This is a genomic window from Pelagivirga sediminicola, assembly GCF_003072125.1.
GTDB classification, from domain to species: domain Bacteria; phylum Pseudomonadota; class Alphaproteobacteria; order Rhodobacterales; family Rhodobacteraceae; genus Roseovarius; species Roseovarius sediminicola.
Genome location: NZ_QCYH01000005.1, coordinates 74,427 through 95,505 on the forward strand (window position 1 = coordinate 74,427; position 21,079 = coordinate 95,505).

At 64.9% G+C, this 21,079-nt stretch carries 16 protein-coding genes; 9 read left to right on the forward strand and 7 right to left on the reverse strand.

The genetic code is table 11. The annotated features are described in order from the left end of the window. Position 1 precedes the first annotated feature (1 nt). Positions 2-5,410, reverse strand: a complete 5,409-nt coding sequence (locus DC366_RS10160; RefSeq protein WP_108692101.1) for an alpha-2-macroglobulin family protein — start codon at positions 5,408-5,410, stop codon at positions 2-4. 142 nt (positions 5,411-5,552) lie between these two features. Here DC366_RS10160 and DC366_RS10165 point away from each other — a divergent pair, with 142 nt between their 5' ends. Continuing rightward, the gene (locus tag DC366_RS10165) at positions 5,553-7,799 is read left to right on the forward strand and encodes a response regulator (RefSeq protein WP_108692102.1); all 2,247 of its coding nucleotides are present in this window, start codon (positions 5,553-5,555) and stop codon (positions 7,797-7,799) included. Here the strand turns inward: DC366_RS10165 and yaaA are convergent. The 3 genes from yaaA to DC366_RS10190 form a co-directional block, all read right to left on the reverse strand. Beyond that, positions 7,736-8,497, reverse strand: a complete 762-nt coding sequence (gene yaaA, locus DC366_RS10170; protein ID WP_108692103.1) for a peroxide stress protein YaaA — start codon at positions 8,495-8,497, stop codon at positions 7,736-7,738. The two genes, DC366_RS10165 and yaaA, sit on opposite strands and share 64 nt — an antisense overlap. Before the next feature lie 28 nt (positions 8,498-8,525). Beyond that, positions 8,526-10,565, reverse strand: a complete 2,040-nt coding sequence (gene recQ, locus DC366_RS10175; protein WP_108692104.1) for a DNA helicase RecQ — start codon at positions 10,563-10,565, stop codon at positions 8,526-8,528. A 259-nt stretch (positions 10,566-10,824) separates the two neighbouring features. Then, positions 10,825-11,112, reverse strand: a complete 288-nt coding sequence (locus tag DC366_RS10190; RefSeq protein WP_108692105.1) for a YggT family protein — start codon at positions 11,110-11,112, stop codon at positions 10,825-10,827. A 231-nt stretch (positions 11,113-11,343) separates the two neighbouring features. Here DC366_RS10190 and mepA point away from each other — a divergent pair, with 231 nt between their 5' ends. From mepA to DC366_RS10230, 8 genes are all read left to right on the forward strand, one after another. Further along, positions 11,344-12,243: a penicillin-insensitive murein endopeptidase gene (gene mepA, locus DC366_RS10195; protein ID WP_108692297.1), complete on the forward strand. Its 900-nt coding sequence runs from the start codon at positions 11,344-11,346 to the stop codon at positions 12,241-12,243. Positions 12,244-12,519: 276 nt separating this feature from the next. Beyond that, positions 12,520-12,942, forward strand: a complete 423-nt coding sequence (arfB, locus tag DC366_RS10200) for an alternative ribosome rescue aminoacyl-tRNA hydrolase ArfB (RefSeq protein ID WP_108692106.1) — start codon at positions 12,520-12,522, stop codon at positions 12,940-12,942. Positions 12,943-13,077: 135 nt separating this feature from the next. Then, complete coding sequence (locus tag DC366_RS10205; protein ID WP_108692107.1) at positions 13,078-13,689, forward strand: ribonuclease D; 612 nt, start codon at positions 13,078-13,080, stop codon at positions 13,687-13,689. Beyond that, the gene (locus DC366_RS10210) at positions 13,659-14,303 is read left to right on the forward strand and encodes a hypothetical protein (protein WP_243405098.1); all 645 of its coding nucleotides are present in this window, start codon (positions 13,659-13,661) and stop codon (positions 14,301-14,303) included. The genes DC366_RS10205 and DC366_RS10210 overlap by 31 nt, the downstream gene beginning before the upstream one ends. 77 nt (positions 14,304-14,380) lie before the next feature. Next, positions 14,381-14,803 carry an LptA/OstA family protein gene (locus DC366_RS10215; RefSeq protein ID WP_108692299.1) on the forward strand — a complete coding sequence of 141 codons (423 nt, stop codon included), beginning with the start codon at positions 14,381-14,383 and terminating at the stop codon, positions 14,801-14,803. After that, on the forward strand, positions 14,800-15,570 hold the full coding sequence (gene lptB / locus DC366_RS10220) for an LPS export ABC transporter ATP-binding protein (RefSeq protein ID WP_207768692.1): 771 nt from the start codon (positions 14,800-14,802) through the stop codon (positions 15,568-15,570). The genes DC366_RS10215 and lptB overlap by 4 nt, the downstream gene beginning before the upstream one ends. 226 nt (positions 15,571-15,796) lie before the next feature. After that, positions 15,797-16,360: a ribosome hibernation-promoting factor, HPF/YfiA family gene (hpf, locus tag DC366_RS10225; RefSeq protein ID WP_108692108.1), complete on the forward strand. Its 564-nt coding sequence runs from the start codon at positions 15,797-15,799 to the stop codon at positions 16,358-16,360. Positions 16,361-16,418: 58 nt separating this feature from the next. Then, positions 16,419-16,883 carry a PTS sugar transporter subunit IIA gene (locus DC366_RS10230; protein ID WP_108692109.1) on the forward strand — a complete coding sequence of 155 codons (465 nt, stop codon included), beginning with the start codon at positions 16,419-16,421 and terminating at the stop codon, positions 16,881-16,883. An 18-nt stretch (positions 16,884-16,901) separates the two neighbouring features. On the opposite strand, the gene DC366_RS10235 is transcribed toward DC366_RS10230, so the two are convergent. From DC366_RS10235 to DC366_RS10245, 3 genes are read right to left on the reverse strand one after another with little or no spacing between them, the layout of a single operon-like run. Further along, positions 16,902-18,326, reverse strand: coding sequence for a sulfotransferase family 2 domain-containing protein (locus tag DC366_RS10235; RefSeq protein WP_108692110.1), 1,425 nt, complete (start codon positions 18,324-18,326; stop codon positions 16,902-16,904). A 3-nt stretch (positions 18,327-18,329) separates the two neighbouring features. Beyond that, positions 18,330-20,030: a DUF5927 domain-containing protein gene (locus DC366_RS10240; RefSeq protein WP_108692111.1), complete on the reverse strand. Its 1,701-nt coding sequence runs from the start codon at positions 20,028-20,030 to the stop codon at positions 18,330-18,332. A gap of 19 nt (positions 20,031-20,049) precedes the next feature. Then, a complete protein-coding gene (locus DC366_RS10245) occupies positions 20,050-21,036 on the reverse strand; it encodes a glycosyltransferase family 2 protein (protein ID WP_108692112.1) in 987 nt (328 codons plus the stop codon). Positions 21,037-21,079: the final 43 nt, after the last annotated feature.

Here is a 21,079-nt window from a genome sequence, read left to right on the forward strand (position 1 = left end):
CCTACTCGGTCACTGTCATGGCGCCGGTATCGGTATGCGCGCGGTATTCGGGGCGATACATATCCTCGACCGTGGCCGCGGGGTGGTGATATTGCCCCGGCGAAATGGCGCGCACGATATAGGCAAGGTTGAAGGCATCCTTGCTGCGCCATTCGACAGCGGCGATGAAGCGGTCCGAGCGGAACTCGCTGTGCTCGGTATAGGCCGCGTTCAGCCAGTCCAGCGCGCCGACATCGCCGGAGCTGAGCAGGTTGGGATTGTCGATCTCAAGACCCGCAGGCAGCGGATCGTCGATGATCAGCCGCGCCTGCGCCTCCTCGAACGGCGTGACGGTCAGCACCGCCACCAGCCGCGTGCCCGAGGGGACACCCTCCAGCGATACAGCCCCGCCGTCCATGTCGAAATACGCCCGCTCGATCCGGTAGCCATAGCCGTCCGCCGGTCCGGGCACCTGCGGCACGCCGAAGGTGGTCAGCGTGATATCGGTATCGCGCTGCGCGGTGTTGGTGATCTGCTGCGGCTGGACGGTGCCGGCCTCCAGCTTGCGCAGGAACGCGCCTTCCACCGCCTCGCCGTTCAGCGTCAGGCCCTGCGACGCGGTATCGCCGATCAGCGCGCGGGCGGCCAGAAGGCTCCACGCCTCTTCCTGCGTCGACAGGTGCGGACCCTCGCCCGCGATACTGCGCGCCAGCGCGTCGCGGTCGCCGACGTTGCTGCCGGCCTCGGCCAGAAGCGCCAGAACCCCGGCGCGGTCGCGCAGGGCGGTGCCGTAATCGGCGCGCCAGACATGCGCCGGATCGCTCACGCGCCCGGTGCTGTCCAGGGCTGCGCTGAACATGCGGTCCGCGCGGGTCTGATCGCCGTAGGAGGCCAGCGCGGCGCCCAGTTGCGCCTGCGCCAGCGGAGTGGCGAAATCGCCTGCCTTCACGTCCGCGTAATAGCGCAGATCGCCCATCGCCGCCGCGCCTTCGCGTGCCAGAACCATCAGCGCATAGGCGATATCCTCGCCGCCGCTGTCGAAATCGGGGGCATAGTTCACGCGGTTGCGCAGGTTGTCCATCGCCATGGCAAAGGCACGGTCCGGCACGTCAAACCCCTCGGCGCGGGCGCGCGACAGGAAATCGGCGACATAGGCATCCAGCCAGAAATCGCCCGAATCCGCGCGCCACATGCCGAACGCGCCGCTTGAGGTCTGGCGCGTCAGCACGCGGGCCACCGCCTGATCCACGCGCTTGGCGATGGCGCCGTCATTGCCCAGCCCGAGCGCCGTGGCGACCTGATTGAAATAGAGCAGCGGCATCGCGCGCGACGTCACCTGCTCGGTGCAGCCATAGGGATAGCGGTCCAGCGATTGCAGAAGGCCCGGCACGTTCAGCCGCGCCAGCGCCCCGGCGGAAATCACCGCCTCGCCCGTGCCGGGGCGGTATCCGGCAAAGACGTCATCGGTCAGCGTGAAGGTATCGCCTGCCGCCAGCTCGAACCGGCGCGTCTCCGATACCGGCGGGTCATTGGCGCGCACCGGCAGCGTCAGCGACTTGGTCAGTTGCTTGCCGTCCGGCGTGGTCAGGGCGATGCGGATCTCGTAATCGCCGACCTCGCCCGCGGTGATGGGCAGGCGGAAGGATTGCTTCTGCCCGTCCTGCAGATCGAGCTCGGCAGGCACGCTCTCGGCCAGCGTCAGGCCCGGCGCCGTGATGTCCAGCCCGACCCGCCCCGCAGGCCCGGTGGCATGCACGATCTCCAGCAGCATCGAGCTGCTGTCGCCGGGCGCAAGGAAGCGCGGCACGGACGCGGTCAGCACGACAGGATCGCGCACCAGCACGTCGCGCGCGGCCTGCCCGACGCCGTCGGCGCTCCAGGCGATGGCCATCAGGCGCACGGTGCCGTTGAAATCGGGGATGTCAAAGGATGCCTCGGCGGTGCCGTCCGCGCCCACGCTGAGCGGGCCGGTGAAATAGGCCACCAGCTCTTCGGTGGGGGGCGGCGATTGGCGGTCCATGCCGTTGCCCGCATCCCCGCCCGAACGCACGGTGCCCGCAGCGCCGTTCATGCCGTCGATGAGGCGCCCATAGATATCTCGCATCTCGACGCCCAGCCGCCGCTGGCCAAAGTAATGCACCGACGGATCGGGACTGTCGAAACCGGTGAGGTTGAGGATGCCCACATCCACCGCCGCCAGCGTGACAAAGCCTGCCTGCCCCTCCAGCCCGTCCATCTTGACGGTGGCGTTCAGCGGCCCGCGCGGATCCGACGCATCCGGTGCGTCGATCGTCACGGCCAGTTGCCGCGCGCCCGGATCAATCCGCGCATGGGCCAGACCCAGCGCGCGCGCCGGGTTCTGCCCCGCCGCCACGTCCATGGGGCGGATCACCTGCGCGCTGACATAGGCGCCGGTGCCCCAATCCTCGGTTACGCCCACGGGGATGATGTTCTCGCCCTCGCTGACCTCCACGGCCTTGCGGGAAATGACGCGGTTGGACATCACCGTCACCAGCGCCGTGCCGGCATAGCGCGGCACGATGCGCAGCTGCGCGGTGTCGCCAGCGTCATAGCTTTCGGCGTCCAGCGACAGCTCCAGCGTGTCGGGCGCCTTGCTGCTGTCGGCGGGCGCATACCAGCCGGCATAGAAATCGACCGAGGAGGCGACATAGGCGCCGCCGGTCCGTTCGACCACCAGCTCATACTCGCCCCATTCGACGGGGGCCGAAACGCTGAGCGGCACATCGCCCAGCGTTCCGCTGCCGGTGGCGATGCGCTTGCGCGTGGTGATCGGCTCCCAGTTCCAGTTGCCGTATTGCTGATACCATTGATAACGCGTGGTCACGCGGTTCAGCGTCCACGCCACGTCCATGTCCGTGCGCGCCAGGTCCGGCCCGACGGCGATGATGTCGAAGGCGGCGTCGGTGCCTTCCTGAACGACGTCGTCAAAGCGGGGCTTGATCCCGATCATCGGCTTGGCCGGGGCCAGCGTGCGGGTGATCTGCCGCTCCACCGGGCGGCCCGACCCCTCGCGCAGGCGCAGCACGGCGGTGGCGCTATGGGGCTGCGCGCCGTCCAGATCCTGCGGCACTTCCAGGGGCTGGGTCAGCGCGCCGCTGTCATCCGTCATGCCGGGATCAAAGAACTGCACCTTTGGCGCGGTGTCCGCGTCATGGCGGCCAAAGACGTAGCCCGGGAAATCATCAAGGCTGCGGGTGGGACGAACCACCAGCTGGCCTTCGGACTTCAGCCCCGCCCCGGCGGCGCCGAAAAGATACCTGGCATCCACCTTGAGCGGCGGCAGGGCATCCGCGCTCAGCGTGCCTTCGGGCAGGGACAGCGTGAAATCGATCCGCTCGGGCAGGAAATCCTCGACCAGCAGTTGCGTGCTGGCCAGCGCGGGCGCGTCCACATCGGCCTTGATGTCCAGCGTCCACGTGCCACGCGGCGCTGTCTCGCCCACCGGCATGGTAAAGACATGCCCGCCGGACGCGTCCTCGGCCGAAAGATGGCGGGCGTATTCCACGCCGTCGGGGCGCGTCAGGATCGCGGTGAGGGCAAGGCCCCCGATGGCCGCGGCGCGGTCGTCGCGCGCAAGCGCGGTGGCATGGATCACCTCGCCCGCGCGATAGGCGCCGCGATCGGTGGCAAGAAAGACGTCGACGGGCGGCGCGGGCGGGCGCCCCTCGACCCCGCGGTCGGACAGATCGAAGGCCGGATCGGTCAGCGACAGGAACGCTGTATCCTCGTCGCCGCTCCGCGCGACGACCAACGCAGGCGCCGCGCCCCCGGTGCCGCGCGTCAGACCCGCATCGAAGGCGGCATGGCCGTCTGCATCGGTCTGCGCCGTGTCCAGCACCGCGTTGGCGCGCGAGATCAGCGTCACCTCGATCCCCTCCAGCGCATCCGCGCTGGCGAGGCTGCGGGCAAAGACATGCAGGCCGTCATTGCCCATGAGCGTGGTCAGCCCCAGATCGGTCAGCACGAACCACTGGGTCGCGCCCGCCTCCTCATGGCTTTCGGTGCCTTCGATCTGGGCGGTCAGCGTATAGATGCCCGGCGGCTGATCCTTCAGCACGCCGCCCATCGGCAGGCGCGTCGTCATCGTCTGGTTCAGCTCGTTCTGAACCTCGCCCGTGCCGGTCCAGACATCCTGCGCGATGCTTTGCGAGAAGTGATCAAGGTCATAGCCGTTCAAAGGGCGCCCGAAATAGTCGTCCTGAATGGCGCGCAGCAGGTTGCGGTCACTGACGCGCCGCAGGCTCAGATCGACCGTGTTCAGGTTGATCGTCTCTACCGGCAGCGCGGCATCGGCCGCACGCGGCAGCACGAAGGCCCGGCCCGGAAAGCTGACCTGCGGTGCGCGGTCGCGCACATAGGACGTGATCTCGACATCCTTCAGCAGCGTCTCGCCATTGGCGGCGGGCAGGCCGCGGCGAAAGGTGACGCTGTAGCGCTCGCCATGCCGGACGCCGTCGATGCAGATCTGCCGGTCCTCGGGCTGAACGACAAGGCCGGGATCGGGCAGGCGGACGAAAGGCGTGTAATCGGTGCCGGCGGCGATCACTTCGCCCGAAAACTCGGCGCAGATGCGCGGTGTCGCGCTGTCATTGTCGGTGCTGTTGTCGATGATGCGAAAGCCGTATTTCGCGCTCGCATCCTCCAGCGCGGCGACGACATCGGCGCGCGGCTCGATCCCTTCGGCAAGGCGCAGGGCCTGCACCATCTCGCGGCCTCGCTCGCCGCGCTCCAGCGCATCGGCAAGGATCAGCAGCGCATTGACGCGCGCCCCGCCCGAAAGCGCGCGGACATAGCCGTTTACCGCCGCGAGGGCCGCTTGCTGCCCAAGGCTGGACTTGTTTTCGGCCACCAGCAGCGACAGGCGCGCATATTCGGTCCAGTGATCGCTGGCATCGCTGACCGATACGGCGGCCCCGGCCCAGCGCATCGCGTTCAGCGCGTCGCCCTCGGCCATCCGCTCCTGCGCGGCCTGCATCATGGCCTGCGCCGTATAGGCGCCGCCCGGATGCTTGCGTCCGATGTCGCTCGCCTGCTTGCGCATCTGTGCGAAAATGTCCTGCCCCAGAAATTCCAGATCCGCGGCCAACGCGTCCGCCTGCTCCAGCACCCTTGGATTGGTGTCCGCAACGCGCGCGGAATAGGCGCCCGCGAACGGCTTTTCGTCGCTCACCGCGCTTTTGGGAAAGCAGGCGCTGGATTTCGTGTTGAAGGTGAAGGCGTGGCAGTCGGGGGTCGACAGGCACGCGGTCTGGCAGGCTTCGAACGTGGTGTCGAACAGCGCGGTCAGGTCGGATCCGTAGAAATCCACGTCCCGCGTGACGATGGCGCGTTTGTCAGGCACCGCCGATTGCGCGACCGAGAGCGTGGCGATGCAGGCAAGAACGACAGACAGCAAGACGTGGCGCAGCATTGGAAAACTCCCGGCAAAACTATGCGCATGGTGGCACGCGGCCCGATCCGGGGCAATGATTCAGGTGCGGCGTTAAGCCTTTGTTCACGCTGATGCACGATTGTCGGGGGAACCTTGGGGAATGGCACGGCGGAGGAGCGGCATGAGCCTTGCCAACAAGCTGGCGGAGGAGCGGCGCGGACGTCTGGCCGCCGAGCGGCTGCTGGAACAGAAACAGGCCGAATTGCACGCGGCCAACCGCAAGCTGGGCAAACACGCGCGCGCCCTGTCCGACGAGATCGTCGTCACCCGCGCCAAGGTGCAGACCGCGCTGGACGAGAATCAGCGCGTCAAATCGGATCTGCACGTCGCCAACGAAAAGGTGCAGGTGGCCGAGCGCAGGCTGTGGCATTCGATCGAGACCATTCAGGACGGTTTCGCCTTCTTTGACGAAAACAGCCGCATGATCGCGGCCAATCAGGCTTACATGGCGGTGTTCGACGGGATCGAGGCGCTGGAGCCGGGCATCAGCTATGTCGAAATCCTGCAACTGGCCACCGAAGAGGGCATCGTCGATATCGGCGATCAGGCTCCGGCGGCGTGGCGCGAGGATATGCTGGACCGCTGGCAAGGCTGCAATCCCGAACCGGTCGTCATCCGCCTCTGGAGCGGCGAGTATATCAAGCTGATCGACCAGCGCGGCCATGGCGGCGACGTGGTCAGTCTGGCGCTGAACATCACCTCGACCATCCGCTATGAAAAGCGCCTGAAAGAGGCGCGCGCCCGCGCGGAGGCGGCGAACCGGGCCAAATCATCGTTTCTTGCCAACATGAGCCACGAGATCCGCACGCCGATGAACGGCGTCGTCGGCATGGCCGATCTTCTGAAGGATACCGAGCTGACCGAGGAACAGCTGCTCTATGCCAACACCATCAAGAATTCGGGCGAGGCGCTGCTGGTCATCATCAACGACGTGCTGGATTATTCCAAGATCGAGGCGGAAAAGCTGGTCCTGCATCCCGAGCCGTTCGATCTGGAGCGCTGCATTCACGAGCTGATCATGCTGATGCAGCCCAAGGCGCGCGATCAGGGGCTTGAGATCCTGCTGGATTATGATCTGTTCCTGCCCACGCAGTTCATCGGCGATCCGGGGCGCCTGCGGCAGGTGCTGACCAACCTCATGGGCAACGCGATCAAGTTCACGCTGAAGGGGCACGTCCTGATCCGCGTCACCGGCGTCGTGGACGATCAGGGCGCGGCGCAGGTCCATGTCACGGTTGAGGATACCGGCATCGGCATACCGGCCTCCAAGGTCAGCCACGTCTTTGGCGAATTCAATCAGGTCGATGACGAGCATAATCGCCGGTTCGAAGGGACCGGGCTGGGGCTGGCCATCTCGCAGCAGCTGATCCGGATGATGGGCGGGGAAATCTGGGTCGAAAGCGAGCTTGACGCCGGCTCGACCTTCGGTTTCCGCATCACGATGCCGATGGTGGGCGGCGATCAGCCCGCGCCGGTGCGCCCCGAGGGCGTGCGCCGCGTGCTGATCGTGGACAGCCACGACGCCAACAGGATCGTGCTGCAAAGGCAGCTGGATCTGCTCGGCATCGAAACGATCTGCTGCGCCAGCGGCGCCGAAGCGCTCGCGCTGATCGATGACAGCATGGACCTGGTGCTGGTCGAGCACCATTTGCCTGCGATGGACGGGTTGGAACTGGCCGAGGCGTTGCGCGCCGCAGGCCGCGCCGTTCCGGTCGTTCTGCTCAGCGGCAGCACCGGCCATGCCGAGCAGGATCCGGCGCGCGGGCTGCTGCATGCCGTGCTGCAAAAACCGGTGCCGCGCCGCGCGCTCTTTGCGATGCTGGACGGGCTGGGGCAGGGCACGCGCAGCGCCGCTCCGGCGCGGCTGGGCGACGCGCCCGCGCCGCAAACGCCCACGCGCGCGTTGCGGGTATTGGCCGCCGAGGACAACAAGACCAACCGGCTGGTTTTCGCGAAGATGGTAAAGACGCTGGATATCGAGCTGGTCTTTGCCGAAAACGGGGTCGAGGCGGTCGAGCTTTACCAGTCCTTCAGGCCGGACATCGTCTTCATGGACATCTCGATGCCGATGATGGACGGCAAGGAGGCCACGCAGCATATCCGCGATCTCGAAAAAGCCAGCGGCGCGCATGTTCCGGTGGTCGCGATGACCGCCCACGCGATGGAGGGCGACGATGCCGGCATCCTGGCGGCGGGCCTTGATCACTACCTGACCAAGCCGCTGCGCAAGGCCGCGATTCACGAGCTGATCACCGGCATCCGCCCGCCGGGCGCGCGCCCGGCGGTCCCGGGCGCGGAGCAGGATCAGGACGCGTCTGCGCTGCGCACGAACACGGGCTTGTCGTCTTCGGACAGTTCGGGCCGATAGGCGTAGCCGCCGGTGTCGAAATCTTGCAGGGCTTCGGCATCGGTCAGGCGGTTCTGGATGATGAATCGCGCCATCGCGCCGCGCGCTTTCTTGGCATAGAAGCTGACGATCTTGGGGTCTCCGCCCTTGTCCTCCATGAAGACGGGGGTGACGACGCGCAGTTTCAGCGCGTCCAGATCGACGGCGCCGAAATATTCCTGGCTGGCGCAGTTGACCAGCACCTTGGCATCCACCTCGGCCGCATGCCGGTTCAGCGCCTCGGCGATCCGGTCGTCCCAATATTCATAAAGCGATTTGCCCTTTTCCGTCTTCAGCTTGCTGCCCATTTCCAGCCGGTAGGGCTGAATCGCGTCGCGCGGGCGCAAGAGGCCGTAAAGCCCCGACAGGATGCGCAGATGATCCTGCGCCCAGTCCAGTTCAGCCTCGTCAAGGCTGCCGGCCTCAAGCCCCTGATAGGTGTCCCCGGCAAAGGCGAGCGCCGCGGGCTTGCTGTCCATCTCGCCGAAATCGGCGAACCGCTCGGCGTTCAGTTTGGCCAGATCGGCGCTGATGCTCATCAGATCCTGCAGCTCGGCCTGCGTCAGATCGCCCGCGACGCGGGCCAACGCATTGGCGTCCTTGGCAAAACCGGGCACGGTGGCGGCCGTGTCCGTGGGCGACATGTCCAGTTTCTTGGCGGGCGAGATGACGACGAGCATGGGCAAATCCTTTCGATCTACCTCAGACTTAGTCCGCCTCTTGCAGAACGTCCAGAAAGGCGGTGCCAAAGCGTTCGGCCCGCTTGTCGCCGAGGATGCGCGCCATCTGCGCGGGATCGCGCGGGCGCGTCTCGGCAATCCGGGTGATGAGCGTGTTCGAACAGCTCAGCGGTTTGTCCAGCCCCTCGGCGCCGCGCGCCAGTTGCTGTTGCACCTCGATCAGGCGGTCATAGACGCTGCCCGCCGTGCGCCCGGCCAGTTTGCGCCTTGCGGGGTGCATCTGCGCGGCTTCGCCGTTGATGACCGACAGGAACGCGCCCCCGTATTGCTCCAGCTTCTTGGCGCCGACGCCGCCGATCCGCGCCATCTGGTCCAGCGTGGCGGGGCGAACCTCGGCCATCTCGATCAGGGTGCGGTCGTTGAAGACGATGTAGGCGGGAACGCTCTGCGCCTCGGCAAAGGCCCGGCGCCGCGCCTTAAGCGCCGAGAGCAGCGGCGCGTCCTCGTCCGACACCAGTGCGCGCACGGCCGGGCGGCGGTCCTTCGTTTGCATCGTGTCGCGGCGCAGGGTGATTTCCGCCTCGCCCTTCAGGATCGGCACGGCGGGGTCCGTCATGCGCAGCGCGCCGTGGCGTTCGGGATCGGGGCGGACCAGATCATGCCCCATCATCTGCCGGAAAATCGCCTGCCATCCCTGTTTCGACATATCCTTGCCGACGCCGAAGGTGGGCAGGGCGTCATGTCCGCGCTGGCGCACCTTCTCGGTCAGCTTGCCGGTCAGCACGTCGATCAGGTGGCCCGCGCCAAAATATTCGCCCGTGCGCAGGATCGCCGACAGCGCCTTGCGCACCGCTTCGGTCCCGTCGAACGTGGCAGGGGGCGTATCGCACAAGTCGCAATTGCCGCAAGGCTTCGCACCCTCGCCGAAATAGCCCAGCAGTTTGACGCGTCGGCATTCCAGCGCCTCGGCCAGTCCCAGCAGCGCATTGAGCCGCGCGTGATCGGCCATGCGGCGTTCGGGCGGGGCCAGCCCCTCGTCGATCTGGGAGCGGCGCAGGCGGATATCGTCGGGGCCGTAAAGCGTGAGGGTTTCGGCCGGGGCGCCGTCGCGGCCCGCGCGGCCGATTTCCTGATAATAGGATTCGATGGATTTGGGCAGGTCCGCATGGGCGACCCAGCGGATGTCGGGCTTGTCCACGCCCATGCCGAAGGCGACGGTGGCCACCACGATCAGCCCGTCCTCGGTATTGAAGCGCGTCTCGACATGGCGCCGCTCTCCCGCCTCCATCCCGCCGTTATAGGCAACCGCGTTGTGCCCTGCCTCGCGCAGCGCCTGCGCCAGCGTTTCGGTGCGCGCGCGGGTGCCGCAATAGACGATGCCGGACTGCCCCTTGCGCGCCTTGGCAAAGTCCATGATCTGGCGGCGCGGGCTGTGCTTGGCCTGAAAGGCAAGGTGGATGTTGGGCCGGTCGAACCCGTGCAGGAAGCGTTCGGGCGCGGCGCCGTCGAACAGCTTCTCGATGATCTCGTCCTGCGTCTCCGCGTCCGCCGTGGCGGTGAAGGCGGCCAGCGGCACGCCCAGCGCGCGGCGCAATTCCCCGATGCGCAGATAATCGGGGCGGAAATCATGGCCCCACTGGCTGACGCAATGCGCCTCGTCCACCGCGATCAGGGTGACATTGATCCGCCGCAGCATGCCCATGGCGGACCCGGCGGCGAGCCGTTCGGGCGCGATGTAGAGCAGTTTCAGCCGCCCCGCCTCCAGCGCCTCCCAGACGGCTGCGGTCTCCTCCTCAGTGTTGCCGGAGGTGAGCGCGCCGGCCTCGACCCCGGCGGCGCGCAGGGCGCGGACCTGATCGCGCATCAGCGCGATGAGCGGCGAGATCACCACCGTCACGCCGTCGCGCATCAGCGCGGGCAACTGGAAACACAGCGATTTGCCGCCGCCCGTCGGCATGATCGCCAGCACGTTGCGCCCTTCGGCCACGGCGGTCACGATTTCCTCCTGACCGGGGCGGAAGGCATCGAATCCGAAGATGTCCCTCAGAAGGGTGGCGGCGGGGGGCATGGAATACCTGCAAGTTGGCTGTGCTGCTCTTACAAGAGTATTTTCACACTAAGATTCGGTGAACAAGTCCCCGCCTGCCTCAGGCGAAGCCGAAAATCACCGGCAGCACGTAGGCGCGCAGGGAGATCACCACGATCAGCGCCACCAGCGGCGCCAGTCCCCGCCTGCCTCAGGCGAAGCCGAAAATCACCGGCAGCACGTAGGCGCGCAGGGAGATCACCACGATCAGCGCCACCAGCGGCGCCAGTCCCCGCCTGCCTCAGGCGAAGCCGAAAATCACCGGCAGCACGTAGGCGCGCAGGGAGATCACCACGATCAGCGCCACCAGCGGCGCCAGATCCAGAGGCCGCGTATCGGGCAGGATATTGCGGATCGGCTGATAGATCGGCTCAAGCAGACGGTTCAGCCCCTGCCAGATCTGCGCGACAAGCGGCTGGCGCAGATTGAGCACCTGGAAATTGATCAGCCAACTCATGATGATGTGAATGATCATCACGAAATAGACGATGCTAAGGATCAGTTGCAGGGGTCCGTAAATTGCCAGCATGTCGAAAATGTCCTTCCCAAGATACCGAACGAGGTAAGGCGCGGGGGCGCCAAGCGCAAGGGCGCAGGAAGGGGTTGCCGCGATCCGCGCGGCGCTGTCTTGTCGGCGCGATTGCGCCCGGTGCAAGCCCGGCATCAGGCGGCGGATTGGCACCGGCCCGCTGATCGGGCTTTTCCTGATCGCTCTGGTGCTGCTAGTCTGGGCAAAACCCCAAGGAGATTCAGACGCATGATGGCATATCTCAGGGCGCTGGCCCTTACCGCCGCGGCGGCGCTGGCCGCCCCGCTGCCCGCCGCCGCGCAGGGCGTTCCGGCCTCGATGCAGGGCAAGGAGGCGAAACAGTTCTTCGGTGCCGCGCGCGTCGGATCACGTCAGGCGGCCCAGCCGTTCGGCAGCTATGCCAAGGGCTGCGTGGCCGGCGGCGTGCAGCTGCCCCAGACCGGGCCGACATGGCAGGCGATGCGCCTGTCGCGCAATCGTAACTGGGGCCATCCCCAACTGGTCGATTTCGTGACCGAGCTGTCGGCCAAGGCTGCGCGCATGGGCTGGCCGGGCCTTTATGTGGGCGACATGAGCCAGCCGCGCGGCGGCCCGATGCTGAGCGGGCACCGCTCGCACCAGATGGGGCTGGATGCGGATATCTGGCTGATGGCGCCGCCGCGCCTGAACCTGACGATCCGCGAGCGCGAGAACCTGTCGGCAGTGTCCTACCGGCGCGCCAATGGCGCCTATGTCAATTCGGGCTGGACGCGCGGCCAGCACGAGCTGCTGAAGGCCGCGGCCAGCGATCCGCGCGTGGCGCGGATCTTCATCTTTCCGGGTGCCAAGGTGCAGATGTGCAAGGATGAGACGGGCAATCGCGACTGGCTGCGCAAGATCCGGCCGTGGTGGGGGCATCACTATCATTTCCACGTGCGGCTGGCCTGCCCGAATGGCGCGCGCGGATGCGTCAACCAGGCGCCGCCGCCCCCCGGCGATGGCTGTGCCGACGCGCAGCAATGGGTGAACAACATCCTGAACCCGCCAAAGCCCAAGCCGCGCGACCCGAACGCCCCCAAACCCAAGCCCAAGCGCGAGCTGACGATGACCGATCTGCCGCAGCAATGTGTCGGCGTCTTGCAGTCGCAATAAGCGGCGTGTGAAATTTGTTTTGACATATCAAAAATTTGTGGCAGGCTACCTTTGAGTTCAACAAGTGAAAGGAGGTGGCCCAGTGTCTATAGAGGTATTGGAGCGAGGTGTCGGAACAGTTGGGGGGGATCGTATCTGAGGCAGCCCTCGGATATCTGAAACAACCTGATTGGTGCGCCGCATCTAACCGGCCCACCTCCTGAAAACTTCTAGAGGGCCGTCCCGGATATGGGACGGCCCTTTCGATTTGTCCCGCTCCGCCCTAGATTGAGCCTCATGTTGCGCATCACAGACACCATAGCCATCGAGGATTGGGAACTGACCGAGCAGTTCGTGCGCGCCAGCGGCCCCGGCGGTCAGAACGTCAACAAGGTGGCCAGCGCGGTCGAGCTGCGCTTCGAGGCCGAGCGCTCGCCCAACCTGCCCGATCCGGTCAAACGGCGGCTGAAGCGGCTGGCCGGGCGGCGCTGGACGCAGGATGGCACGCTGATCATCCAGTGCGACGAAACGCGCCATCAGGCCCGCAACCGCGACATCGCCCGCGAAAGGCTGGCCGAGCTGATCCGCAAGGCCAGCGAAAAGCCCAAGCGCCGCATTCCGACCCGGCCGACGCTGGGCTCCAAAAAGCGCAGGTTGAAGGCCAAGAAGGTGCGCGGCGACGTAAAGGCCCTGCGCGGCAAGGTCGAGGGCCCGGAGTAGGCGCCGCGCCCCCTATGCCGCCGCGGCACGTTTCCGCCCCGATTTTCGCCATATCGCGGCCGCATGGCGCCAGATACTGGTGGCCGGTCCGGGCAATCATATATATCCCATGCCCAAAAGCGCGAAGGGGCTGACATGACGAACACACTCTACCAAGGCGATTTGCCGGACGGTCTGGATCTTGGCCCGGTCGTGGCCATCGATTGCGAAACGATGGGGCTGCACCCGCATCGCGACCGGCTGTGCGTGGTTCAGATGTCGGGCGGGGATGGCAACGCACATCTGGTGCAGATCGCCCGCGGCCAGACCGAAGCGCCGAACCTGTGCGCGATGCTGACCGATCCGGACGTGCTGAAGCTGTTTCACTTCGGCCGTTTCGACATCGCGGCGATGCAGAACGCATTCGGCGCCGTCACCGCGCCGGTCTATTGCACCAAGATCGCCAGCAAGCTGATCCGCACCTATACGGACCGGCACGGGCTGAAATACCTTCTTCAGGAACTGCTGGGCGTCGATATCTCCAAGCAACAGCAAAGCTCGGACTGGGGGGCGCCGAAACTGACCGCCGCGCAGCTGGACTATGCGGCATCGGATGTTCTTTATCTGCATCGCCTGCGCGACGAGCTGAACACGCGGCTGGTGCGCGAAGGACGGATGGACCTGGCGCAGGCCTGCTTTGATTTTCTGCCGACACGTGCCGGGCTGGACCTGGCCGGATGGCCCGAACAGGATATTTTCTCGCATTGATCCGCCGGGGCGACAATTTTCACACGCGTCTGGTCAACTGGGCCAAGATCATCCTGCCGCTTATTGCGCTGGGCCTGCTGTCGACGGTGTTCCTGTTGTCGCAAAAGGTGGATCTGGACCATACGCTGCCGGTGTCGGACGTCGATCTGGCGCAGCGCGCGCATGATCAGGGCGTGACCAATCCCAGCTTTGCCGGGGTCGCCTCGGGCGGCGAGGAGGTGACGTTTCGCGCCTCCACCGTCCGCCCCGATCCCAGCGATCGCGATATTCTGCTGGCCGATGATGCTCAGGCGCGGATGCGGCTGAACGGGGGCGGGATCGTCGACATTTTCGCGCGCAACGGCAGGACCGATCAGGCGAAGATGACCGCGCGTCTGGATGGCGATGTGCAGGTCGTGACCACGACAGGTTATGACATCCGCACTCAGAGCATCAACGCGCGGTTCAACACGCTCTATGCGGAATCGCCCGGCGCCGTCACCGGCACCGGCCCGCCCGGCGATCTCAGCGCCGGGCGCATGGTGCTGACGTCGGACCCCGAAACGGGCAATGCAAATTTGCGGTTCACCGATGGGGTCAAGCTGATATACATGCCCGCAAAGTCAAAGGACTGACCGATTTGCCGCGTTTCATTCAAGCCATCCTTTTCTCTTGCTTCATCGCCGCGGCGGGACAGGCGCAGGCCCAGGGCATGCAGGTGGCCTTTGGCAGCACCGTGCAGGACAGCGGCCTGCCCGTCGAGGTGACGGCCGAGAACCTTGACGTCGACCAAAGCGACGGCACCGCCATCTTCACCGGCAACGTGTTGATCGGCCAGGGCGAGATGCGCCTGTCGGCGCCCCGTGTTCTGGTCGTGTATCTTGAGGATCGCAGCGGCATCGCACGCCTGTCCGCGACCGGCGGCGTCACGCTGGTCAGTGGCGAGGACGCGGCCGAGGCGCGCGAGGCCGATTACGACGTGCAGACCGGGATGATCGAAATGTCCGGAGACGTCTTGCTGGTGCAGGGAACCGCCGCGCTCACGGCGGACCGGATGGCCGTCGATACCGCTGCGGGAACCGCGCGGATGAGCGGCCAGGTCAAGACGGTGCTGCAGCCCGAGAAACGGCCGTGACGCGCCCCGATCTGCATATCGCCGGGGATCAGGACGACGACACGTCCGGGTTGATCGTGCGCAACCTGCGCAAAAGCTACAAGAAACGCGTGGTCATTCGCGATGTGAACCTGCGGCTGCGCCAGGGCGAGGTGGCAGCGCTGCTGGGGCCGAACGGGTCCGGCAAGACCACGACGTTCTATGCGATCGCCGGCCTGATCTATCCCGAAGGCGGCCGCGTGATCATCGACGGGCGCGACGTGACCAACCTGCCGATGTATCGCCGCGCAAAGCTGGGCGTTGGATATCTGCCGCAGGAAATGTCCATCTTTCGCGGCCTGTCCGTCGAGGACAACATCATGGCGATCCTCGATATCTCGACACCCGATGCGCACAAGCGCCGCGAGCGACTGGAAGAGCTTTTGTCCGAATTCTCGGTCGAGCATCTGCGCCGCGCGCCCGCAATGGCCCTGTCGGGCGGCGAGCGGCGGCGCGTCGAGATCGCGCGCTGCCTGGCCGCCGATCCGAAATACCTGCTGCTGGACGAGCCCTTCGCCGGCGTGGATCCGATCAGTGTCGGCGATATTCGGCATCTTGTCGCCGACCTCAAAAAGCGCGGCATCGGCGTGCTGATCACCGATCACAACGTGCGCGAGACGCTGGAAATCGTCGATCGCGCCTATATCCTGCATGACGGAACCGTGCTGATGTCAGGCACGCCGGCCGAGGTGGTCGAAAACGAGAACGTGCGCCGCGTCTATCTGGGCGAAAACTTTCGCATTTCCTGACGATTATCGGCAGATTTCGGCGCCGATGCCCTGATCGTCATTGACAAACGCGCCGATAAGCGCGTCAATCAGGGTATGGCATTTGGAACCTGCAGACGCGTCATCTACCTTGATCGGTGTTGAAATCGTTAACTAAATGCCGTTTTCCAGCAGCCCTTCCCAACAGCCCGAAGGGCGCTTTTGCGTCATTCGGGCCGGGGCGGGCGCGCCTTTTGAAGGAGAGACCATGCGCTATCAAATCACTGGCAAGCAGATCGATATTGGCGAGGCCCTGCAGACACATGTGAAGACCGAACTGGGCGAGGCCGTGGCGAAATACGCCGAGCGTCCGACCAGTGCAACGGTCGTCTTTTCCAAAAGCGCCAGTGAATATTCATGTGAAACCGTGGTCAGCCTGTCCACGGGTCTGACCGCACAGGCGACCGGCAAGGCCCATGAAATCTACGCCGCGTTCGACGCGTCGCGCGAGAAAATGGAAAAGCAGCTGCGCCGTTACAAGCGCCGCCTGAAGGACCATCACAAGGACCGTACGCAGCCGGTTGAACTTTTCGGAGCGTCCTCGTATATCCTCGCGTCAGAAGCCGAAGGAGTGGAATCGGAGCCCGACAGCCTTCAGCCCATCATCGTCGCCGAAATGGAGACGCAGGTCCCGTCCCTCTCCGTCGGAGAGGCCGTGATGCAGATGGAGCTGGCAGGGGCCCCCGTTCTGGTATTTCGAAACGAGGCAAAAAGCGGGTTGAACGTGGTCTACCGCCGCGATGACGGCAATATAGGGTGGATCGATCCGTAAAACGGGTCGGGTGGCGCAAGGTCCGGGACCCACGCGTGCCGGACCTTCGGAGCAGTGAATGGACATTCTCATGATCCTGAAACCAGGAGCCGTGCGCGTTTTGGGTGCCGCATCCAGCAAAAAGCGCCTGTTGCATGAACTGGGCGATATCGCCCACGATGTCTATGGCGTGAACGCCCAGGCCGCCATCGAAGCCCTGCAAGAGCGCGAGACGCTGGGCCCCACCGGTGTGGGGCACGGCGTGGCGCTGCCGCATGCGCGGCTGGACGATATCGACCGTGTCGTCGGCGCGCTTGTTCTGCTGGAAAAGCCGATCAACTTCGACGCAGTGGATCGCCAGCCCGTCGATCTGGCCTTTGCCCTTTTCGCGCCCAGGGAAGCGGGCGTCGAGCATCTGAAGGCGCTTGCCCTGATTGCGCGCACGCTGCGCGACGCGCAGCTTTGTGCCAAGCTGAGGGCAAATCCCGATCCTGCCACGCTATATACGATCATGACCGAAGCGCAGTCGATGCTGGCGGCCTGAGCGGCTGCGGCTGCGGGTTCAGCGCCAGCGATCCCAACCGAACATGACGTAATCGCGCTGATAAATATCCGCGATCAACGCTTCGATATCGTCGTCATAGATATCTTCCAGCGCATAGGGCTGGTCGGGCGGCGCGGCGGCGACCGGCGCCGCACCGAGATAGCCCGCCTGCTTGGCCAGCGCGCCCAGCTGCAGTTGCATCTCGTCCTCGCGAATGACCACGTCCGGCAGGCTGAACTGTGCCATCCCCTGCAGGATCGCCGACTGGCTGGCCCAGGTGGCATCGACCCGCACGCTGGTCTGGCCGCGCAGGTTGGCCCGCAGGAATTCGAGAAATGCGACAAACGCAAGGTAATGCGCGCGCCTGTCATAGGTCTCATCCGGGCCGCCGCCGGGTATGGGCAGCTTGTGAAAATTGCGCAGAACGCGCCGGATCTCGCTCAGCGATTCCGGGGCGCGCGGCAGGATCCGCTGGCAGAACACCGCATGCGCGCGGGCGGCCGGATGGCGCAAAACGGTAAAGCTGCGATGCCCCTTCATCTGGCGCATCCACTGGCGCAGACCTTTTTGGTTCATCTTGGTGTGCAGCGCCTCCACCGCCACCCCGTCAAGGGCGGCCATCCACGCCATGACCTCGGCCTCCGGCCCGGACCTGATCGGCATGTACAGCAGCGGCGCCGTATGGGCGACCACATGCGACGGCACCGCAGGCCCCCGGCGCGGCTCGAAATCGGGGGTGCGCGTCAGGTTGAACCTGTCGATCCCGGCCAGCGCCTGCGCCATCTCATCGAAATTCGACACTTTTTCGGACAAGGGTTGCGGGTTCTGGATCTTGAGCGCGCTGTCCAGCGCCTCCAGCCGCTCGTCACTGCCCAGATATCGGGCCAGACCGTTCATCACGTCCAGATCGTTCAGATCCTCGTAGGAGATATAAAACGCCGCCTGCCCGGATTTCTGAAGCCGGTTCAACACGTCGATCTGAAACGCCTGAAGCTGGGTGATGTGCTGCTCGAACTCCTCGGCGTCGAATGTGGCCTTGGCATCCCGGCGGCGCTTGATATTGGTCAGCTTCCACTGGCCGGTTTCCTGAGCGATCTTCCAACTGACATAACTTTCGGCCGGGTTGCGCGTCAGGATGATCTTGGCGCAGCGCGGATCGTCCAGCACGATGTCGATCGCGCGGGCGTCGTGATCATGGAACAGGCGAAACCCGCCCATGCCGGTGGACGACGCCTTGATCGTGTCGATCAGGCGCGCCGGATCGCCCTCGCGCATGGCCTGGGTGACGCCGAGGATCTCCGTGCTGTTGGGATAACCGATGAATGCGGGATTGAACGCCTCGCCGTGGCACTGGAAGCTCTGAAACGTATTGAGGTTCGATTCCAGCAGGTTCGAGCCGGTGCGCATTTCCGCCAGCACAACGAAATAATCGAATTGGGGCATGGCCTAGCGCACCAGATAGGGTTTGCGCGGGTTTGAACGGGGCTCCTGCATGTCGTTCGTGACCGGGAAATTTCCCATCAGGTAAGGGTGCATCCCCTGGTTCTTGAGATTCTGCAGGAATTGCCCAAACCCGGTGAGATCGGCCATCTGCGGCACTTCGGACAGCCCCCGCTGGGTCTGGTGCGGGGCGATCTCGTCGATGATCGTCTGCAGGGGCTCCATCGGGGCCTCGATGAATTCGGCCATGGACCAGATGCGCACGCGCGCCTTGGTCCAGCTTGAGCGCAGGATTTCCAGCTGCTTGGATTCGATCTGCTGCAGGCGCGCGGCCTCGCTGCGGATATCGGTGAAGTTCTGGTTGGAGAGGAACAGCGGCACCGCCCACGCCCCCGAAATGACCGAAATTTGCGCGTTGGGATCCTTGGCCATGTCCCAGTTGATGGCTTGGCTGTCACGCGGGCCGAACTGGAAACATTGCCGCTCGCCGCGCGTGTTCCAGATCAAGCTGGCCAGAAAGGCGCGCGGATTGTAATCGCGCAGCGCGGCACTGCCGGACAGCGCGCCGTTCATCACCGTCTCGCCATCGCTGAACTCGGCGCGCTCGGGCGCAAAAAGATGCCCATGGACGCGGGCGCCTGTGGCGCGCGTCAGCCATGGCTCGAAATTTTTGAACAGATCCGAAAACCCCTGAAAAACCGAATATTTGGACGAGGTCAGGCCATTTTCGCGCGTCTCCACCGGAAACCGGCTTTGCATATAAAGGCCTGGCCGGCCACGCGTGCGCCGCTCGACCGCCTTGGAGAAGATGCGGTCGATCTTGGCCGGGTTCGGCTCGGTCCGTTTCATCGCGCCGGCCTCGTCGGTGAGAAACGCATCATACAGCCGGTTCGCGCGCGGCCAGATCTTGCGCGCCACGAAACAGTCCGACCGGTGCAAAAGCTGCAGGTGATCGTCATAGAAAATATGCGGTTTGCCCTGATAATCGAACTTGGACAGAGTCAGTGACCGGCTTTCGATCTGACGTGAATACTGGCGCGCGAGGGTCTGGAAATAGCTCTCATCCGGAATCCACACCTTCGAGAAGTAGCGGTCATAGGCGCCGCGCTCGGGGTCGGACAGGATCGCCGACAGGGTTTGCCGTGTCAGGCACCACCACTGGCTGCCCATATGCGGCACGATGCCGTTGGGGATGCGCCGCTTCATGCCGATGCGCCGCTGCAAGGCAACGTAGCGGTCGAACAGATAGCGATGCCTGCGCCACGAGAACGGAAAACGCAGCGTAAAGCGTTCGGCGTCCAGCCCGCCGATGGTCCACGGCACATCGGCGGTCGTCGCGCTTTCGATGAAATCGGTCTGCGGGCGCGCGGCAAGGTAATCGATCAACTCCTGCACCGGGCGCAACGGCAGGCACGATCCGGAGGCCAGATAGACGTGCCGGACCTCTGGAAACTCCTTCAGCATCAGCTCGGACGCGCTTTGCGATGCGGCGACAAGGCCCCATGTGCCCCACTCGCAGCGATGGCGCCGCGAAAACCGGACGTCGGGCAGGTCCGCCATGGATTTCTGAAATGCCTTGAAGGACTTGGCGGGCACCGACACATCTGCGTGGATGACCAGCGGACAGCCCGCCGAGGCCCAATGGCGCGCCACCTGCTCGGCGCGGCCAAGGGCGGTGTGGACCAGCATGACGATACCGACGCTCACGTTGCGGCTGCCCCCCTTGTCATGCCCAGTTGCCCTTGGACATCAGGCCCAGAATTTCCAACTGGCGCCAGTTTATATATTTTTCCGACCATTTGCACCACAGCTCGGGCGTGGCGTCCATTTTCTCGACATAGACTTTGTATTCAAGCGAGGAACGATAATGCTCCGCGCGCTGCATCTCCTCCTCGGCCTTGTGCGCGAATGTGTCCAGAAACTTGGCATGAAGCAGCATGCCACTGGCTGTCTCACCGCCCCATTCGTCGTACACCAGGTTCAGCCCCCGAGGCAGCAGCATGTGGGTCGAGCTGATATAGGCGTATCGCCGATGCCATTTGACCAGAGGGATCTTGTTCAGCGCGGGTGCCTTTTTCGGCGTGTCGGGAAAGAAGACGCGCGCGCGCGGGCCGCCCTGGATCCACAGATTGCCGAATTTCAGGTTCTTCTCGATCATGTAATTGCCCGGATCGAACCAGGAGGTAATTTCCAGCGGATCCTGCCCGCGCCGGTAGGGCAGCGCGTCCAGCCGCCCCTTGGGATACATATCCAGCAGCATCGCGCCGAAACTGCGCACGTTCGAGCCGTCCAGCCAATCGGTCAGCGCCCGGATCGGGCGGGTGTCGCAAAACGGATAGATGAACAGCTCGTCAGGATCGACGACCAGCGTCCAGTGATTGTGCCCATAGCGCGACTGAAGACCGTTCAGCCAATCGACGCCAAACCGCGAGCCCCGGTAGCTGCCGGTGGTGTGCCACAGCGACACGTCGGGCTGATCGGCGAGGTAATCGCCGCTGCCGTCATGGCTGTCATTGTCCACGATCAGGAAATGATCAATGCCCATCCGGCGGTAGTAATCGAGGAAATAGGGCAGGCGCACATTCTCGTCCCGAAGGGTCGAGAAGAGCAGCACGTCGCCCGGTTTGATCTGCGCCGTGCGATCCACCACCGGGCGCAGTGACAGGCCCTTGCGGGCCGCGCGCGCCTTGGCGTGTTTGCGGCGCAGGCGCATGCGGTATGATTGCACGAAACTCAAATTGGCGATCCCCTGGGCC

What these genes read in the sequence shown, in the direction of transcription:
- DC366_RS10160 (WP_108692101.1), bottom strand. Translation starts at nt 5,410, where the DNA reads ATGCTGCGCCACGTCTTGCTGTCTGTCGTTCTTGCCTGCATCGCCACG.
- DC366_RS10165 (WP_108692102.1), top strand. Translation starts at nt 5,553, where the DNA reads ATGAGCCTTGCCAACAAGCTGGCGGAGGAGCGGCGCGGACGTCTGGCC.
- yaaA (WP_108692103.1), bottom strand. Translation starts at nt 8,497, where the DNA reads ATGCTCGTCGTCATCTCGCCCGCCAAGAAACTGGACATGTCGCCCACG.
- recQ (WP_108692104.1), bottom strand. Translation starts at nt 10,565, where the DNA reads ATGCCCCCCGCCGCCACCCTTCTGAGGGACATCTTCGGATTCGATGCC.
- DC366_RS10190 (WP_108692105.1), bottom strand. Translation starts at nt 11,112, where the DNA reads ATGCTGGCAATTTACGGACCCCTGCAACTGATCCTTAGCATCGTCTAT.
- mepA (WP_108692297.1), top strand. Translation starts at nt 11,344, where the DNA reads ATGGCATATCTCAGGGCGCTGGCCCTTACCGCCGCGGCGGCGCTGGCC.
- arfB (WP_108692106.1), top strand. Translation starts at nt 12,520, where the DNA reads ATGTTGCGCATCACAGACACCATAGCCATCGAGGATTGGGAACTGACC.
- DC366_RS10205 (WP_108692107.1), top strand. Translation starts at nt 13,078, where the DNA reads ATGACGAACACACTCTACCAAGGCGATTTGCCGGACGGTCTGGATCTT.
- DC366_RS10210 (WP_243405098.1), top strand. Translation starts at nt 13,659, where the DNA reads ATGGCCCGAACAGGATATTTTCTCGCATTGATCCGCCGGGGCGACAAT.
- DC366_RS10215 (WP_108692299.1), top strand. Translation starts at nt 14,381, where the DNA reads ATGCAGGTGGCCTTTGGCAGCACCGTGCAGGACAGCGGCCTGCCCGTC.
- hpf (WP_108692108.1), top strand. Translation starts at nt 15,797, where the DNA reads ATGCGCTATCAAATCACTGGCAAGCAGATCGATATTGGCGAGGCCCTG.
- DC366_RS10230 (WP_108692109.1), top strand. Translation starts at nt 16,419, where the DNA reads ATGGACATTCTCATGATCCTGAAACCAGGAGCCGTGCGCGTTTTGGGT.
- DC366_RS10235 (WP_108692110.1), bottom strand. Translation starts at nt 18,326, where the DNA reads ATGCCCCAATTCGATTATTTCGTTGTGCTGGCGGAAATGCGCACCGGC.
- DC366_RS10245 (WP_108692112.1), bottom strand. Translation starts at nt 21,036, where the DNA reads ATGCGCCTGCGCCGCAAACACGCCAAGGCGCGCGCGGCCCGCAAGGGC.